The organism is Streptomyces sp. Ac-502, assembly GCF_045222935.1.
GTDB lineage: Bacteria > Actinomycetota > Actinomycetes > Streptomycetales > Streptomycetaceae > Streptomyces > Streptomyces monomycini.
Map to the genome: position 1 here is coordinate 4,199,969 of NZ_JBHFFO010000001.1, position 14,765 is coordinate 4,214,733.

Sequence of the window (14,765 nt, forward strand, 5' to 3'; positions counted from 1 at the left end):
CGTTCGATCACCCCGGTCCGGCATCACCCGCGTCGGCCCCTGAACGCACTCGCATCAGCCCGCATCGGCCCCTGAAGGATCTCCGCACCGACCCGCCCCACCCGCGTCGGCCCGCACCCACCCGCATCGGCCCCTGCCCGCCGACATCGGCCCGTACCGGCGCTGGATGCGCGTCCCGCATCGGCCCGGCCCATGATCACGCAGATTGATCATGGGCCGCTGGCATATGCGGGCGCGGGAACATACCCCACACCGCCCCGTCCTGTCCCGATTTCGGCCATTCCGCAGAAACGGAACACCTCCCACCGGTAGACCAGGGCCCATGAGCGACTGGCCCTCCGAGTACCCCCGCCGACCCGCCCCCGCCGCGTTCCACACCGCGGCGTACGTCACCCTCGCCGGCGCCGACTGGCTCGCCTCCGCCGACCCGTGCCCCGAGAACGTGCACGCCCGGTGGGCGTCCTGCCCGGAGGCGCCGAGCACGCTGCCGTGCGGCACGGTCTTCGACGTGATCAACGCACCCGCGCTCTTCGGACGCGACCTGGTGGACCGCTTATGGACCGTGGGGCCCGGGTCCGGCCCCGTCGCCACCCACCGCGGCCGCATCCTGCTGTTCGCCGAGCCCGGCACGGCCCGGCGGCTGCCCGCCCTGCTCGGCTGGGAGGAGTGGTCCGGCGCCGTACCGCCGCTGCTCTGCCACGGGCCGGGCGACGCGGTGACCGTCCCGCCCCTCTTCCCGCAGCAGCCACCCCAGCCACCCCAGCCGGACCCGCCCCACACCCCCACCCGCCTCACACCGACTTCACTCCCCGCTCCCCTCACTCCCCGCACTCCCCCCGCGCACCCCAAACGGACCCCGCCCCCCGATCCGGCCACAGCGCTCAGGACCTCACCGCCTCCCGCTGGCTGGTGGCCCCGGACGTACGCCACCCCTGGCTCCCCGGCCCGGGCGCCCTCCTCTGGGCCTGCATACGTGCCGCCCGGCGCGCCACCACCGTCGCCACCGCGCCGCCCGACGCCCCTGCCGAGCCCGCCACCACCCGAACGGCGCCACGCCTCACCCCACCCCTGTGACCAGCGCCACCACCGCCCCGGAGCCCCGGAACACGGGCCCGCCCGGGGCTTCCCGCCCCGCGCACCCCGGTGCGGGGCGGGCTCCGCTGAATCGATTTTTGCGCCACCCGATCAGGGTGCTAATGTTTTCCACGTCAGCAGGCGCCGCTAGCTCAGTTGGTTAGAGCAGCTGACTCTTAATCAGCGGGTCCGGGGTTCGAGTCCCTGGCGGCGCACCGACAGAAGAAGGCCCCCACCTCGGTGGGGGCCTTCTTCGTACGCCGTAGAACCGCCGAGCGGCCGGGCCCGGGCACCCGCCCTCAGCCGCTCCGCTCCACCTTGACCGTCCAGTCCCCCGAGGACGACCGCCCGTACACCTGCACCCGCACCCCGTCCCGGGCGTCGTCCAGGCTTTCGCCTTCGCCGAGCGGCGCGTCAGCGAGCTGGGGGAATACGGAAGTCCCCCAACACGCCTCGGTACCGGGGTGCCCGTCCAGCACCTCCACCGGGCCGCTCCCGGACGCGGTCTCGCTGTGCACGCGGTAGACCAGGACGCCCTCGGTGCAGATCTCGTGATCGTTGCCCACCGCGCCGCGCGCCTCGACGGCCAGCGCACTGCGCGGGCCGGTGCGGACGACCAGCAGCCGCGCCCTCCGCCCGTCACCCGGCCCCATCGGGGCGGACACCGGCCGCAGGGTGTGCACGGAGGACCGCCGCTCCCGGGTGGGGGCGACGCACGTCACCTGGCGGCCGCCGAGCCAGCCGACCTTCCACTTGTGCCAGCCGAAGGGGTCGGGGGCGAGGCCGAACTGGCTGCCCATGAGGTCCCAGTCGCCCACGTACGTGTCCCAGTCGCCCTTGCCGTCCTGCGGCCGGTGGTAGAGGTCCGGCAGGTCGAATACGTGGCCGGTCTCGTGGGCGAGCACGTTGCGGTCCGGCGGGCTCTGCTCGAAGACGGTGACGAACCGGCTGAGGTCGGCGTCGTCGGCGCGCAGCGGCAGGTCGAGGTTGACGACCTTGGTGGCGTCGGAGTCGACGCCGGCCGCGTCCGGGTCGGCGACGAGGTAGACGACGTCGTAGCGGCTGAAGTCCACCGAGCCGTCCGCGGCGGCGACCGCGTCGCGGAGGTAGGCGCCGCGGCGGCCGGCGTCCCAGTCCCGGCGTATGCCGTACGTACCGGAGGTCTGCGGCATCCGCACCCAGCGGCGCTGGACGTCGGGGCGCAGGGTGAAGCGGCCGTAGGACGCGCGCTCGAAGAAGCGGGAGGTGGCCGGGAAGTAGTCGGCGGCCAGTTCGCGGGGGCGGTGACCGGCTCGGAATCGGGGAAGGACAGGAAGACCATGACGGCGTCAAGGGTGCGGACCGGGCGGGGGTAGGCGCGGTTCCAGGTGTCCAGGCCCTCGGAGTGGTGGGCGTCGGTACGGGCCAGGGCACAGGGCGGCGCTCCCCGGACGCGGTGGCGGGGCCCGCGATGACGGAGGTGGCTATGACGGCACTGAGGGCGGTGGCCACGGCGGCCACCCGGCGCAGCACGCGACGGCCCACCTCCGGAGGTTGCTGGGCGCGTGGCACATCGACCTCCCGGTACGGATTCGGAGCACCCTCACCACCTTGTGGGGAATTGCCGGATTCCGTCCTGTTCCGGGGCCCCAGACGAGTGACCGGCCCAACTCCCCATCCCGTAACGGAAAGTCACTATCGATCGTTGACCGGATACGCACGAACACAGCCGGACGGAAATGGCCAAACTTCCGCCACGGGTGCCGATGATCACGGTTACGTCGCTGGATAGCCCCTTGCGGCAGCCTCTATGATCGCCACACTTTCCAGCGCGGATTCCCCCTCCATCACGAGACAAGCGCCATGCGGGAGCGAGCAGTGAGCGGATACCCCGGCGGCACGGGCCGCGCGCCCGGAACGACGCTCTCCGCGGTGACGGAGCGTAAAGAAACGACCAATGCATCCAACGGAGGCCCGGACGACGCCTCCGGCCCGGCACCCACCGACGGCCCCACCGCGGCCGACGGCCCCACCCGGCCCGCCACGGCCGACGGACACCCCCGGCCCGGCCCCTCCGGCCCGGCCGGCCCGTCGGGCGAACCGCGGGCCGGCATCCGCGGCGAACCCGACGCCGGCGACGGCTCGGCGGCCTCGCTGCGCGACTACCGCGCCGCCTTCCGGGCCGCCCGCGCCCCGCTGGCCGTGCTCAACCGCGACGGCCTCGTCCTGGCCGCCAACCCCGCCTTCGGCGAACTGGTCGGCGCGGCACCGGACGACCTGGTCGCGGCCACCGCCGCCGACCTGACCGAGCTGGGCACCGACCCGCGCATCTGGGCCGCGTACCGGGAGGTCCTGCGCGGCCACAGCGAACGGTTGCGGTGCACCCGACGGCTGAAACATCCCGACGGGCAGTTCCTGTGGGCCGAGGTGACGGTCGAGCCGCTGCCGGACGAGGACTGCGTCCTGCTGTCCGTGGCGGACATCAGCGACCGGCACGACCTGCTGGCCCGGCTGCGCCACCTCCAGATGCACGACCCGGTGACCCGGCTGCCCAACCGCGCGCTGTTCTTCGAGCGGCTCGCGGGCGCGCTGGAGTCGGCCGCCTTCGAGCAGCACGGTACGGGCCGGGTCGGCCTGTGCTACCTCGACCTGGACGGCTTCAAGGCCGTCAACGACACCCTCGGGCACCGCGTCGGCGACCGGCTGCTGAGCGCGGTGGCCCAGCGCCTGACGCACTGCGCCGAGAGCCTGGCCGAGCGCGGCGCGGTACGCGGCGGCAGCGGCCACCTGGTGGCGCGGCTGGGCGGTGACGAGTTCGCCCTCCTGGTGGAGGACTCGGCCGGTACCGAACAACTCGCCGAACTGGCACAGCGCGTCCTGGACGCGCTCCAGCGGCCGTTCGACCTGGCGGGGCAGCGGCTGTCGGTCTCGGCGAGCATCGGCGTCGTGGAGCGCGCGGCGACCGGCACCACGGCGACCGGACTGATGCAGGCCGCGGACACCACGCTGTACTGGGCGAAGGAGGACGGCAAGGCCCGCTGGACGCTCTTCGACCCCGAGCGCAACGCGCACCGGATGACCCGCCAGGCGCTGTCCAGCACGCTGCGGCCCGCGGTGGACCGCGGCGAGTTCACGCTGGAGTACCAGCCGCTGGTCGGGCTCGGCGACGGGCGGGCGCAGGGCGTGGAGGCGCTGGTGCGCTGGCGGCATCCGCAGTTCGGCACACTGTCGCCGAATCGGTTCATCGGATTGGCGGAGGAGAACGGCTCGATCGTCGAGCTGGGCCGCTGGGTGCTCTCCCGCGCCTGCCACCAGGCCCGCGCCTGGCAGCTGGCCCGTCCCGGCGCCGAGCCGCTGTTCGTGAGCGTGAACGTCGCCGTACGGCAGGTGTGGGACTCCGACCTGGTCGCGGACGTGGCGGGCATCCTCGCCGAGACCGGGCTGCCGCCCGCCCTGCTCCAGCTGGAGCTGACCGAGTCGGCCGTGATGGGCTCGGCCGGGCGCCCGCTCCAGGCGCTTCAGGCGCTGAGCGAGATGGGCGTACGGATCGCCATCGACGACTTCGGCACCGGCTACTCGAACCTGGCGTACCTCAGCCGGCTGCCGGTGTCCGTACTGAAGCTGGACGGCTCCTTCGTGCGGGGTTTCCGCTCGCAGGAGCACCCGAACCCGGCGGACGAGACGATCGTGGAGGCGCTGGTCGCGCTCGCGCACCGGCTGGGCCTGACGGTCACCGCGGAGTGCGTGGAGAGCGCCGAACAGGCGGAGCGGTTGCGCCGTATCGGCTGCGACACCGGGCAGGGTTGGCTGTACTCCCGCCCGGTGCCTGCGGACCGGGTCTGCGATCTGATCGGCGCGGGGCGGCAGACCGGCGCGTAGCGGCTCCCGGGGAGCGGGCGGCGCGGCCCGGTCCCCCGCTCGTCGAGGTACGGGAGGGAGCGGGCCGGCCGGCGCACTCCCCCGTCCGCTCCGATGCACCCACTCGCCCTGTGCCGGCCGGACTCCTGCGCCGTCGGCGCCCCACCCGCCACGCCGTCGGCGGCCCGCCCGTCACACCCCCGGCAGCCCGTCCGTCATGCCCCGGCCCCCGTCCCTCACACCCCCGGCAGCCCGTAAGCGTCCGCGATCAGCTCGTACGACCGCAGCCGGACGTCGCCGCCGTGCGCGTTGGCCGTGATCATCAGCTCGTCGGCGCCGGTGCGCTTGGCGAGGTCGTCCAGACCGGTGCGGACCGCGTCGGGCGTGCCGTGAATGATGTTGGACAGCCAACTGTCGACGAAGTCGCGCTCCATACCGCTGAACGCGTACGCCGCCGCCTCCTCGGGGCTGGGCACCAGCCCGGGGCGCCCGGTGCGCAGCCGGATCATGGACAGCGCACCGGTGAGGATCTGGCGGTACGCCTCCTTCTCGTCCTCGGCGGCCAGCGCGGCGACGCCGATCAGCGCGTACGGCTCGGAGAGGACAGCGGAGGGGCGGAAGGACTCGCGGTACAGGTCCAGCGCGGGGATGGTGTTCGCCGCCGAGAAATGGTGGGCGAAGGCGAACGGCAGGCCCAGGCGGCCCGCCAGCTGGGCGCTGAACCCGGAGGAGCCGAGCAGCCACAGCGGCGGCCGGTGCGCCGACTGGACGCCGCCCGGGGACGTCGCCTGGACCGGTCCCGGCACCGCGTGGATACGGCTGTACGGGTGCCCGTCGGGGAAGTCGTCGTCCAGGAAGCGGGTCAGCTCGGCGAGCTGCTGCGGAAACTCGTCGGCCCCCTCGTGCAGCCGCTCCGTACGGCGCAGCGCCGCGGCGGTGGCGCCGTCGGTGCCGGGCGCGCGGCCGAGGCCGAGGTCGACGCGGCCGGGGGCCATCGCCTCCAGGGTGCCGAACTGCTCGGCGATCACCAGCGGCGCGTGGTTGGGCAGCATGACGCCGCCGGAGCCGAGCCGGATGCGGTCGGTGTGCGCGGCGAGGTGCGCCAGCAGGACCGCGGGCGACGAGGACGCCACGCCGGGCATCGAGTGGTGCTCGGCGACCCAGTAGCGGTGGAAGCCGCGGCGCTCGGCCGTGCGGGCGATGCCGACGGCGGTCCGTACGGCCTCGGAGGCGGTGTGCCCGGCGCCCACGGTCACCAGGTCCAGTACGGACAGGGGGACGGGCGCGGTGCCGAGGGCCGTGCCCCGGATGCCGTCGCCGTCGCGGGCGTCATCGGCCGGGTTGCCGGTATCGGCCCGGTGGCCGGCACCGGCCCCGTTGCCGTCGTGGTCCCGGATCTCGTCGTGGTCGCCGCTCACGGTGCGGGCCCTCCTCGCGTCGCTGGTCTGCCCGGGGAACAACCGGAGCACTTCTCCGGTTATTCCCGGGCGGGCGAGGAGGGCGGGCGGTTCCGCTGTGGCTACCCCGCCGTGGACGGCACCGGCGCCCCCGCGAACAGCGTGCCCAGCGCCGGGCAGACGACCGTGCGCTCCAGCAGCCGCAGCCCCTCCCAGGCGGTGACCTGGTTGGCGGTGAGCACCGGCTTGCCCAGCTCCGCCTCGATGGCGGGGAGGTGCCCGGCGGTGTGCAGGGCCGTATCGGGGAGCAGCACCACCTCGGCGTCGGGGTGGTCCCCCGTACGGGCAAGGAGCAGGACCTCCTCCAGGCCCCACGTGCCGACCTCGGCGGCGGTGATGATCCCGCTGCCGCGGGTCGAGACGACTTCCGTACCCGCGGACTTCAGGAAGGCGCGGAAGCACTCGGCGACGTCGTCGGGATAGGTCGCGGCGATGGCCACGCGCTCGGCGCCCAGGGCCCGTACGGCGTGCGCGAAGGCGAAGGACGTACTGGAGGCGGGCAGCCCGGCGGTGGCCGACAGCTCGCGCACCTGCGCGTGGGCGCCGTCCCAGCCGAAGACGAAGCTGGCGCTGGTGCAGGCCCAGACGACGGCCTCGGCGCCGCGGCTCTTGAGGTCGGCGACGCCGGCGGCGAGCCGGGCGGCGGAGCCCATCTCCAGCAGCGCGTCGACGCGGTGGGCGTCCTCGCCGATGTCGGTGTGGACGAGCGGCAGGCTCAGTCCGTTGCCGAGGAGTGCTTCGAGCCGGGGGTAGTCGTCCTCGGCGGAGTGGCCGGGGTAGAGGAAGCCGACCGTGGATGCCATGCACGTCTCCTGACGGGGTGGGGGGATGCGTATGGGGGTGTGTACTGCGGTGCGCGCGCCGCCCCGGGCCTACGTGCGCGGGGCGCGTAGGTGGACGCGGGGTGGGGACGGCAGCCGGGCGGGCGCCGCCCCTACGCGTCAGACCGGCGCCGGCGGGCCGGGCTCCTCCGGGGGATGAAAGGGCGGTACGTCCAGTCCGTCGGCCGGTTCCGCCTCGGAGGACGGGACCGCCGACCCGGCGAACGCCGCTTCGGACCGGCCGCTCCGCCTCGGTATCCCGGCCCCTTCCTCGGGGGCCCAGGAGGAGGTCATGGAGGCCGGTCCGCGTCTGGCGACGGGGTCCACCAGCGCCTGGTACGGGCCGACGGCCTCGGCTCCGATGGCCCGCAGGGAGGCCCACATCGTGACCTGGTTGGCCGACAGGACCGGCATCCGCAGTTCGGCCTCCAGCTGCGGGATGACGTCGTACGTCGGCAGGTTCGTACAGCTGATGAACAGCGCGTCCGCGGCGCCGACGACGGCCTGGCGGGCCATGTCGACGACGTCCCGGTACGACACTTTCCAGATGTGCCGGGTCAGGCCCAGGTAGGCGCGTCCGGTGACGGTGACACCGGCTTCCTTCAGGTACTCCTCCAGGGAATCGGTGACGGACTTGGTGTAGGGGGTGACGACCGCGATCCGCCACGCGCCGATCTCGCGCAGCGCTTCGAGGAGCGCGCCGGAGGTGGTGAGCGCCGGGAGCTCACCCGCCCGGGTCATGGCGGCGCACATGGCGCGCTCGCCCGCCACGCCGCCGACGAAGCTGCCCGAGGTGCAGGCGTAGGAGACGACCTGCGGGGAGACGGCGCACAGCGCCTGGACGGCGGAGTGCAGGGTTTCGTGTTCACTGACGAGGCGGGCCAGGTCGAGGCTCACCTCGACGGGCACGAAAGGGGTCCGGGTGAGGTGGAGGGACACATCGTCGGGGATCCAGCGCCACAGCTCACGGTCCAGGGCGAAGTCGAACGGAGCGACGACACCCACACCGAGCTGAGGCTTCGGTCCCCCCAGGAATGAGACGTCCATGCTGCCCCCAGAAGAGCGAAGGGCTGGTAAGGCCAAGGTCTTTGGCCAGGGGTTCGTGGTGCGACCGGCACGAGCCGGGGACGTCGGGACAGAGCCGTTGTTGACACGGTAGTTACGACTTCTTAGCGTGGTCAATCCTCGCATCTCAGGCATCTGTCGGCGCCTCCTTTCATTCAAAGGGGCTCACGTTTCAGAACGGTTTCTGGCCTATGTCCGAAAGCACCGTCCTCGTCCTCGGTTCCGACCCGCCCCCACACTGGACCGGCTGGCCGGCCGGGCCCGGCTGGTCTACGCCGACGACAAGACCTTCGCCGACCGACTGCCGCACGCCGACGTGGTGTTGGCGTGGGACTTCACCTCCGACGCGGTCCGCGACGCCTGGCCCGGCGACGGCCCGCGCCCCGTTTGGGTGCACACCGCGAGCGCGGGCGTGGACCGGCTGATGTGCCCGGAGCTCGCCGCCGGCCCGACCCTGGTGACCAACGCGCGCGGCGTCTTCGAGCAGCCGATCGCCGAGTACGTGGCCGGCCTGGTGATCGCCATGGCCAAGGACTTCTACGGCAGTTGGGAACTCCAGCGGCAGCGGCGCTGGCGGCACCGGGAGACACTGCGGGTGGCGGGCAGCCGCGCCGTGGTGGTGGGCTCGGGGCCGATCGGCCGGGCCATCGGCCGGACCTTGCTGGCACTGGGTGTCAGGGTGGATCTGGTCGGGCGGCGGGAACGTACGGACGATTCCGACTTCGGCCGGGTGCACGCGGGCGGCGCGCTGCACGGTCTGCTGGGCACGGCCGACTGGGTGGTGTGCGCGGCGCCGCTGACCGAGGAGACGCGCGGCATGTTCGACCGGGCCGCGTTCGGCCGGATGCGGCAGCGGGCCCGGTTCATCAACGTGGCGCGCGGGCCGCTCGTCGTCGAGGACGACCTGGTGGCGGCGCTGCGGGAGTGGCGGATCGCGGCGGCGGCACTGGACGTCTTCGAGCACGAGCCGCTGACCTCGGACAGCGTCCTGTGGGACGTGCCGCACCTGATCGTCTCCCCGCACATGAGCGGCGACACGCTGGGCTGGCGGGACGCGCTGGCTGAGCAGTTCGCGGACAACTTCGACCGGTGGGCGGCGGGCGAGCCGCTCACCAATGTGGTGGACAAGCGGCGGGGTTACGTACCGGGCCCCTGATCTTCCGGGACCGTGGAGGGGAACGCTCGTGGACGGAGGTCGGGATGGCTGAGGTGACGGACCTGGCGGACTGCTCGGCGGCGCGGCTGGTCGCCGGGTACGCGGCGGGCGAGTTCTCGCCGGTCGAAGCGGTGCGGGCGGTGATCGAGCGGGCCACGTGGGCGCAGGAGCGGGTGAACGCCTTCACCCGTATCGACGCGGACGAGGCGCTGGCCGCGGCGAAGGAGTCCGAGGAGCGGTGGCGGTCCGGGCGGCCCGCCGGGCTGGTGGACGGCGTGCCGGCCACGGTCAAGGACCTGCTGCTGACCCGTGGGGTGCCGACGCTGCGCGGTTCGCGCACGGTGCGCGAGGAGGGCACGGACTGGGACGCGGACGCGCCGTCGGTGGCGCGGCTGCGCGAGCACGGCGCGGTGTTCGTGGGCAAGACCACCACGCCCGAGTTCGGGTGGAAGGGCGTCACGGACAGTCCGCGGCACGGGGTGACAGGCAATCCGTACGACCCGTCCCGTACGGCGGGCGGGTCCAGCGGCGGCAGCGCGGCGGCCGTCGCGCTCGGCGCCGGGCCGCTGAGTCTGGGCACGGACGGCGGCGGGTCGGTGCGCATCCCGGGTTCCTTCTGCGGGATCTTCGCGCTGAAGCCGACGTACGGGCGGGTGCCGCTGTATCCGGCGAGTCCGTTCGGGACGCTGGCGCACGTCGGTCCGATGACCCGGGACGCGGCCGACGCCGCCCTGCTGATGGACGTGATCACCGGGGCCGACTGGCGGGACTGGTCGCAGCTCGCGCCCCCGGCCGGGTCGTTCCGGGAGGAGCTGGCGCGGCCGGTGGCCGGGCTGCGGGTCGCCTACAGCCCCTCGCTGGGCCGGGACGTGCCGGTGCAGCCGGAGGTCGCCGCCGCGGTGCGGCGCGCGGCGGACCGGCTCGCCGAGCTGGGCGCGCACGTCGAGGAGGCCGACCCGGGTCTCACCGACCCGGTGGAGGAGTTCCACACGCTGTGGTTCAGCGGCGCGGCGCGGGTGGTGCAGCACCTGAGCCACACACAGCGGGAGCTGCTCGATCCGGGGCTGCGGGAGATCTGCGCGGAGGGCGCGCGGCGCAGCGCACTGGACTACCTGGCGGCGGTGGACGTGCGGATGGCCATGGGCGTGACGATGGGCCGCTTCCACAGTACGTACGACCTGCTGGTGACGCCGACCGAGCCGATCACCGCCTTCGAGGCGGGTGCCGAGGTGCCGGCCGGGTCCGGGCACACGCGCTGGACGGGCTGGACCCCGTTCACGTACCCCTTCAACATGACGCAGCAGCCCGCCGCGACCGTGCCGTGCGGCGTGGACGGGGACGGACTGCCGATCGGTGTGCAGCTGGTGGGTGCGCGGCACGCGGACGCGCTGGTGCTGCGCGCCGCGCACGCCCTCTGCACAACAGGGGATGTGCCCGCGCCGCCTACGCCCGGCGGAAGTTGAGGGTTTCCCCCAGGGCGCCGGCGCGCCACAGGTCCTGACAGGCGTCGGCCATCCGGTCCAGGCCGTCCACCACCGTGCCCCACACGATGCCCGGCACCCAGCCCGCGTCACCGTTGATCAGCAGGTTGTTGCGTTCGTAGAACAGCGCGAGGTCGACGACGGTGGCGCGGCCCTGGTGCTTGGCCTGGCTCTCGTAGCCGTACGAGGCGGTGCCCAACTGGGTGTCGCTGAAGGTGAAGTAGCACAGGTCGCCGGGGATGGGCGTGATGGTCGGGTTCTCCAGAGGGGGTTCCTCCGGGGCGAACGGCGGGACGAGGGCGTAGATCTCGTTGCGGGCGTACTTGGCGTGGTAGACGTCGCCGCCGAGCGGCAGGGCGTCCCAGACGGCCTTGCAGGTGACCGGCGCGCGGTCGTCGAGCAGCTTGGCGGTGCAGCTCACGCCCCGCTTGTCGAGGGAGACTTCGATGAAACGGTCGACCATTTTGCCTCCTTACGGTGCTTTGCGCCTCCATGGTGGACCAGTGGGCGGCCCGATGCACACGGGAACACCGGACGCGGTACCGCTGCCCTCCCCGTGGCGCGCGGACACTGACGACCGTCGTCAACCAGCCATCTCCGGACCGGAATTGACGCCCCCGAACGGGTGTCGTATGCACGCATGACCGACATGCGCCACGACCCCGCACCGCTTGCATCAAGGGCCGGAAACGATTGGCATATTTTCAACGAGTTCGGGTAGCCGCGCGCCCATGGCTCCACCACAGGGGAACAGCTCAGGAAACACCGCATCAGGGTTCCGCCGCCGCTCACTGCTCGCAGGAGCGGCGGCGCTGGGTTTGACGGGGGCGCTGGGGGCGACGGCCGGCTGCTCGCAGGTCGACATCACCGGAGCTACGGACGGGGGTCACCTACTCGACGATCTTCGCAGCAGGAAAGTCGTACGGATGGGCATCGCCAGCGAGCCGCCGTACGCGTCGATCAACAGCCAGGGCGAACTGACCGGCGAGGCGCCCGCCGTGGCCAAGACCATCTTCCAGCGGCTGGGAGTGGAGCGCTTCGAGCCGGTGCCGGTCGAGTTCCAGGCGCTCGTGCCCGGCCTGCACTCCTTCCAGTACGACGTGATCGTGGCCGGCATGTTCATCAACAAGGCGCGCTGCCAGGCCGTGCTCTTCTCCGACCCGGACTACGAGTCGAAGGACGGATTCCTCGTACCGAAGGGCAACCCGAAGAAGATCACCTCGTACCGGGACGTGGCCGAGGGCGGCTTCCGGATGGGCACCGGCATCGGCTACGCGGAGATCGACTACGCGGTCGGCAACGGCGTCGCCAAGGGGAGGATCCAGACGTACGGCGACCAGATCGCCGGCATGGAGGCTCTGGAGGCCGACCGCATCGACTGCTTCGCCGGCACCGCGCTGACCATGATGGAGGCGCTGAAGACCGGCAAGCACCCCAAGGTGGAGATGACCCGCCCCTTCACGCCGGAGGTGGGCGGCAAACCCCAGCGGGACGGCGGCGGTTACGGCTTCCGGATCGGCGAGACGAAGCTGCGGGACGCCTTCAACGCCGAGCTGCACAAGCTGAAGGAGAGCGGCGAACTCCTGCGCATCGCCCGGCCCTTCGGCTTCACCGAGGACTTCATGACCGACCTCACGGCGAAGGAGCTCTGTGCCCGGTGACCGGAGCCTTGTGGGAACTGTTCTTCGAAGGGGTGTGGATCACCGTCCAGCTCATGGTCTACAGCGCCGTGCTGGCCGCCGCCGTCGCCTTCGGCATCGGCCTGGCCCGTACGTCCCGGCTGTGGATCGTGCGCTTCCTGTCCGGTGTCTACGTGGAGTTCTTCCGCGGCACCTCGGCGCTGGTCCTGATGTTCTGGCTGTTCTTCGCACTGCCGCTGCTGGGCTGGCAGCTGGCCGGCCTCTGGGCGGGCACCCTGGCGCTCGGCCTGTCCTACGGGGCGTACGGCTCCGAGGTCGTGCGCGGCTCCGTCCAGGCGGTGGCGCCCGCGCAGCGTGAGGCGGCGATCGCGCTGAGCTTCACGCCCTGGCAGCGGATGCGCAAGGTCATCCTGCCGCAGGCCGTGCCGGAGATGATGCCGCCGTTCAACAACCTGCTGATCGAGCTGCTCAAGGGCACCGCCCTGGCCTCGCTGCTGTCGATCGGGGAGCTGACCTTCCAGGCCAAGCTGGCCCGGCTCTCCACCGGCCAGAGCGCCCAGGTCTACGGGATCATCCTGGTCCTCTACTTCGTGATCGCGTTCGTGGTGACCCGGGTCATGCGCCTGCTGGAGCGCCGGGCCAAGGCGTCGATCGGCCGCGCGCCGGAGAAGTCCGGCTGGTTCTCCCGGCGGCTGCCGATCGGCGGGCCGGGCCCGCAGGTGACCACCGCCCCCGGAGGTAAGCCGTGAACAACTGGTCCTGGGAGTACGTCGGCGACATCCTGCCCGACCTGCTCCACGGCTTGTGGATCACCGTGCAGGCGACGCTGCTCGGCTCGCTGGTGGCGTTCGCGCTCGGCCTGGTGTGGGCCCTGGCACTGCGCTCCCCCAGCCGCTGGGTGACATGGCCGGTCAGCATCGTCGTGGAGTTCGTGCGCAACACGCCGCTGCTGGTGCAGCTGTTCTTCCTCTTCTTCGTGCTGCCGGGCTGGGGCCTGACCTTCAATCCGCTGACCACCGGCGTCATCGGGCTCGGGCTGCACTACTCGACGTACACCGCCGAGGTCTACCGGGCGGGCATCGACGGCGTTCCGGAGGGCCAGTGGGAGGCGGCGACGGCGCTGAGCCTGCCGCGCCGGCGCACCTGGACCGCGGTGATCCTGCCGCAGGCGTTCCGCCGGGTGGTCCCGGCGCTCGGCAACTACGTCATCGCGATGTTCAAGGACACGCCGATGCTGGCCGCGATCACCGTCGCGGAGCTGCTCTTCCAGGCGAACAGCATCAGCGCGACCACCTTCGACTACATGGAGCCGATCACGGTCGTCGGCGTCCTGTTCATCGTGATCTCGTACCCCACCTCCCTTCTCCTGCGAGCCCTGGAGCGTCGCCTTGTCCGATGACAGCACCCCCACGCAGCCGCCGCAGCCCGCGCCGCCCACGGTCGGCACCGCGGAGGACGGCCCCGAGCTGGTCCGTTTCGACCGGGTCACCAAGCGCTTCGGCGCGCACACCGTCCTGGACTCGCTGGACATGACGGTCTACTCCGGCAAGCACGTGACGCTGATAGGCCCGTCCGGGTCCGGCAAGACCACGATCCTGCGGCTGCTGATGACGCTGCTGAAGCCGGAGGAAGGGAAGATCAAGGTCGGTGACGCGTATCTGACGCACGAGGAGAAGAACGGCAAGCTCGTACCGGCGAGCGAGAAGCACTGCCGGGAGGTGCGCAAGAACATCGGGATGGTCTTCCAGCAGTTCAACCTCTTCCCCAACATGAAGGTGCTGCGCAACATCACCGAGGCGCCGGTGCACGTACTGGGCCTGGGCAAGGACGCCGCCGAGGAGCGGGCCCGCGGGCTGCTGGACCTGGTGGGCCTGACGCAGCACATCGACAAGTACCCGTCGCAGCTCTCCGGCGGCCAGCAGCAGCGGGTCGCCATAGCGCGCGCCCTGGCCATGCGGCCGCAGGTGCTGCTGCTGGACGAGGTGACCAGCGCGCTCGACCCGGAGCTGGTGGCCGGCGTGCTGGACGTCCTGCGCGACATCGCGCACACCACCGACATCACCATGCTCTGCGTGACCCACGAGATGAACTTCGCGCGGGACATCTCGGACTGCGTGATGATGTTCGACCAGGGACGGGTGATCGAGTTCGGGACACCGGAGAAGATCTTCAGCGAACCGGAGAACGACCGCACCCGGGAGTTCCTGAGCGCGGTCCTCTGACGGCACGGTCCG

The 14,765-nt window shown here is 72.2% G+C and carries 10 protein-coding genes, 1 tRNA gene and 4 pseudogenes; 10 read left to right on the plus strand and 5 right to left on the minus strand.

Annotated elements, in window-relative coordinates:
• Nucleotides 1–322: 322 nt before the first annotated feature.
• From ACEXOX_RS18845 to ACEXOX_RS18855, 3 genes and pseudogenes are all read left to right on the plus strand, one after another.
• Nucleotides 323–740 (plus strand): annotated as a pseudogene (locus tag ACEXOX_RS18845) (hypothetical protein); the annotation flags it as partial.
• A gap of 151 nt (nucleotides 741–891) precedes the next feature.
• A pseudogene (locus ACEXOX_RS18850) lies at nucleotides 892–1,074 on the plus strand (hypothetical protein); the annotation flags it as partial.
• A gap of 141 nt (nucleotides 1,075–1,215) precedes the next feature.
• Nucleotides 1,216–1,289 (plus strand) — tRNA-Lys (locus ACEXOX_RS18855).
• Between the two features lie 84 nt (nucleotides 1,290–1,373).
• On the opposite strand, the pseudogene ACEXOX_RS18860 reads toward ACEXOX_RS18855, so the two are convergent.
• Nucleotides 1,374–2,625: pseudogene (locus tag ACEXOX_RS18860) on the minus strand (M6 family metalloprotease domain-containing protein).
• 291 nt (nucleotides 2,626–2,916) lie between these two features.
• Here ACEXOX_RS18860 and ACEXOX_RS18865 point away from each other — a divergent pair.
• A complete protein-coding gene (locus tag ACEXOX_RS18865) occupies nucleotides 2,917–4,932 on the plus strand; it encodes an EAL domain-containing protein (RefSeq protein ID WP_406522011.1) in 2,016 nt (671 codons plus the stop codon).
• 215 nt (nucleotides 4,933–5,147) lie between these two features.
• On the opposite strand, the gene ACEXOX_RS18870 is transcribed toward ACEXOX_RS18865, so the two are convergent.
• From ACEXOX_RS18870 to ACEXOX_RS18880, 3 genes are all read right to left on the minus strand, one after another.
• Complete coding sequence (locus ACEXOX_RS18870; RefSeq protein ID WP_406522013.1) at nucleotides 5,148–6,329, minus strand: LLM class flavin-dependent oxidoreductase; 1,182 nt, start codon at nucleotides 6,327–6,329, stop codon at nucleotides 5,148–5,150.
• Nucleotides 6,330–6,430: 101 nt separating this feature from the next.
• Entirely contained in the window at nucleotides 6,431–7,171 is a 741-nt protein-coding gene (locus ACEXOX_RS18875; protein WP_406522015.1) for a decarboxylase, read from the minus strand.
• Between the two features lie 138 nt (nucleotides 7,172–7,309).
• Entirely contained in the window at nucleotides 7,310–8,236 is a 927-nt protein-coding gene (locus ACEXOX_RS18880) for a decarboxylase (RefSeq protein WP_406522016.1), read from the minus strand.
• Between the two features lie 209 nt (nucleotides 8,237–8,445).
• On the opposite strand from ACEXOX_RS18880, the pseudogene ACEXOX_RS18885 reads away from it, so the two are divergent.
• Both ACEXOX_RS18885 and ACEXOX_RS18890 read left to right on the plus strand, forming a co-directional pair.
• A pseudogene (locus ACEXOX_RS18885) lies at nucleotides 8,446–9,410 on the plus strand (D-2-hydroxyacid dehydrogenase).
• A 44-nt stretch (nucleotides 9,411–9,454) separates the two neighbouring features.
• Entirely contained in the window at nucleotides 9,455–10,873 is a 1,419-nt protein-coding gene (locus tag ACEXOX_RS18890; protein WP_406522017.1) for an amidase, read from the plus strand.
• On the opposite strand, the gene ACEXOX_RS18895 is transcribed toward ACEXOX_RS18890, so the two are convergent.
• On the minus strand, nucleotides 10,854–11,354 hold the full coding sequence (locus tag ACEXOX_RS18895; protein WP_406522019.1) for a DUF3830 family protein: 501 nt from the start codon (nucleotides 11,352–11,354) through the stop codon (nucleotides 10,854–10,856). The two genes, ACEXOX_RS18890 and ACEXOX_RS18895, sit on opposite strands and share 20 nt — an antisense overlap.
• Before the next feature lie 268 nt (nucleotides 11,355–11,622).
• On the opposite strand from ACEXOX_RS18895, the gene ehuB reads away from it, so the two are divergent.
• The 4 genes from ehuB to ehuA are packed head-to-tail and all read left to right on the plus strand — an operon-like array spanning nucleotide 11,623 to nucleotide 14,753.
• Complete coding sequence (ehuB, locus tag ACEXOX_RS18900) at nucleotides 11,623–12,552, plus strand: ectoine/hydroxyectoine ABC transporter substrate-binding protein EhuB (protein ID WP_406522021.1); 930 nt, start codon at nucleotides 11,623–11,625, stop codon at nucleotides 12,550–12,552.
• Entirely contained in the window at nucleotides 12,549–13,280 is a 732-nt protein-coding gene (ehuC, locus tag ACEXOX_RS18905) for an ectoine/hydroxyectoine ABC transporter permease subunit EhuC (protein ID WP_406522023.1), read from the plus strand. The genes ehuB and ehuC overlap by 4 nt, the downstream gene beginning before the upstream one ends.
• Complete coding sequence (gene ehuD, locus ACEXOX_RS18910; protein ID WP_406522024.1) at nucleotides 13,277–13,930, plus strand: ectoine/hydroxyectoine ABC transporter permease subunit EhuD; 654 nt, start codon at nucleotides 13,277–13,279, stop codon at nucleotides 13,928–13,930. Before ehuC ends, ehuD begins: the two co-directional genes overlap by 4 nt.
• Nucleotides 13,920–14,753, plus strand: a complete 834-nt coding sequence (gene ehuA / locus ACEXOX_RS18915) for an ectoine/hydroxyectoine ABC transporter ATP-binding protein EhuA (protein ID WP_406522025.1) — start codon at nucleotides 13,920–13,922, stop codon at nucleotides 14,751–14,753. Before ehuD ends, ehuA begins: the two co-directional genes overlap by 11 nt.
• The last annotated feature ends 12 nt before the right edge of the window (nucleotides 14,754–14,765 follow it).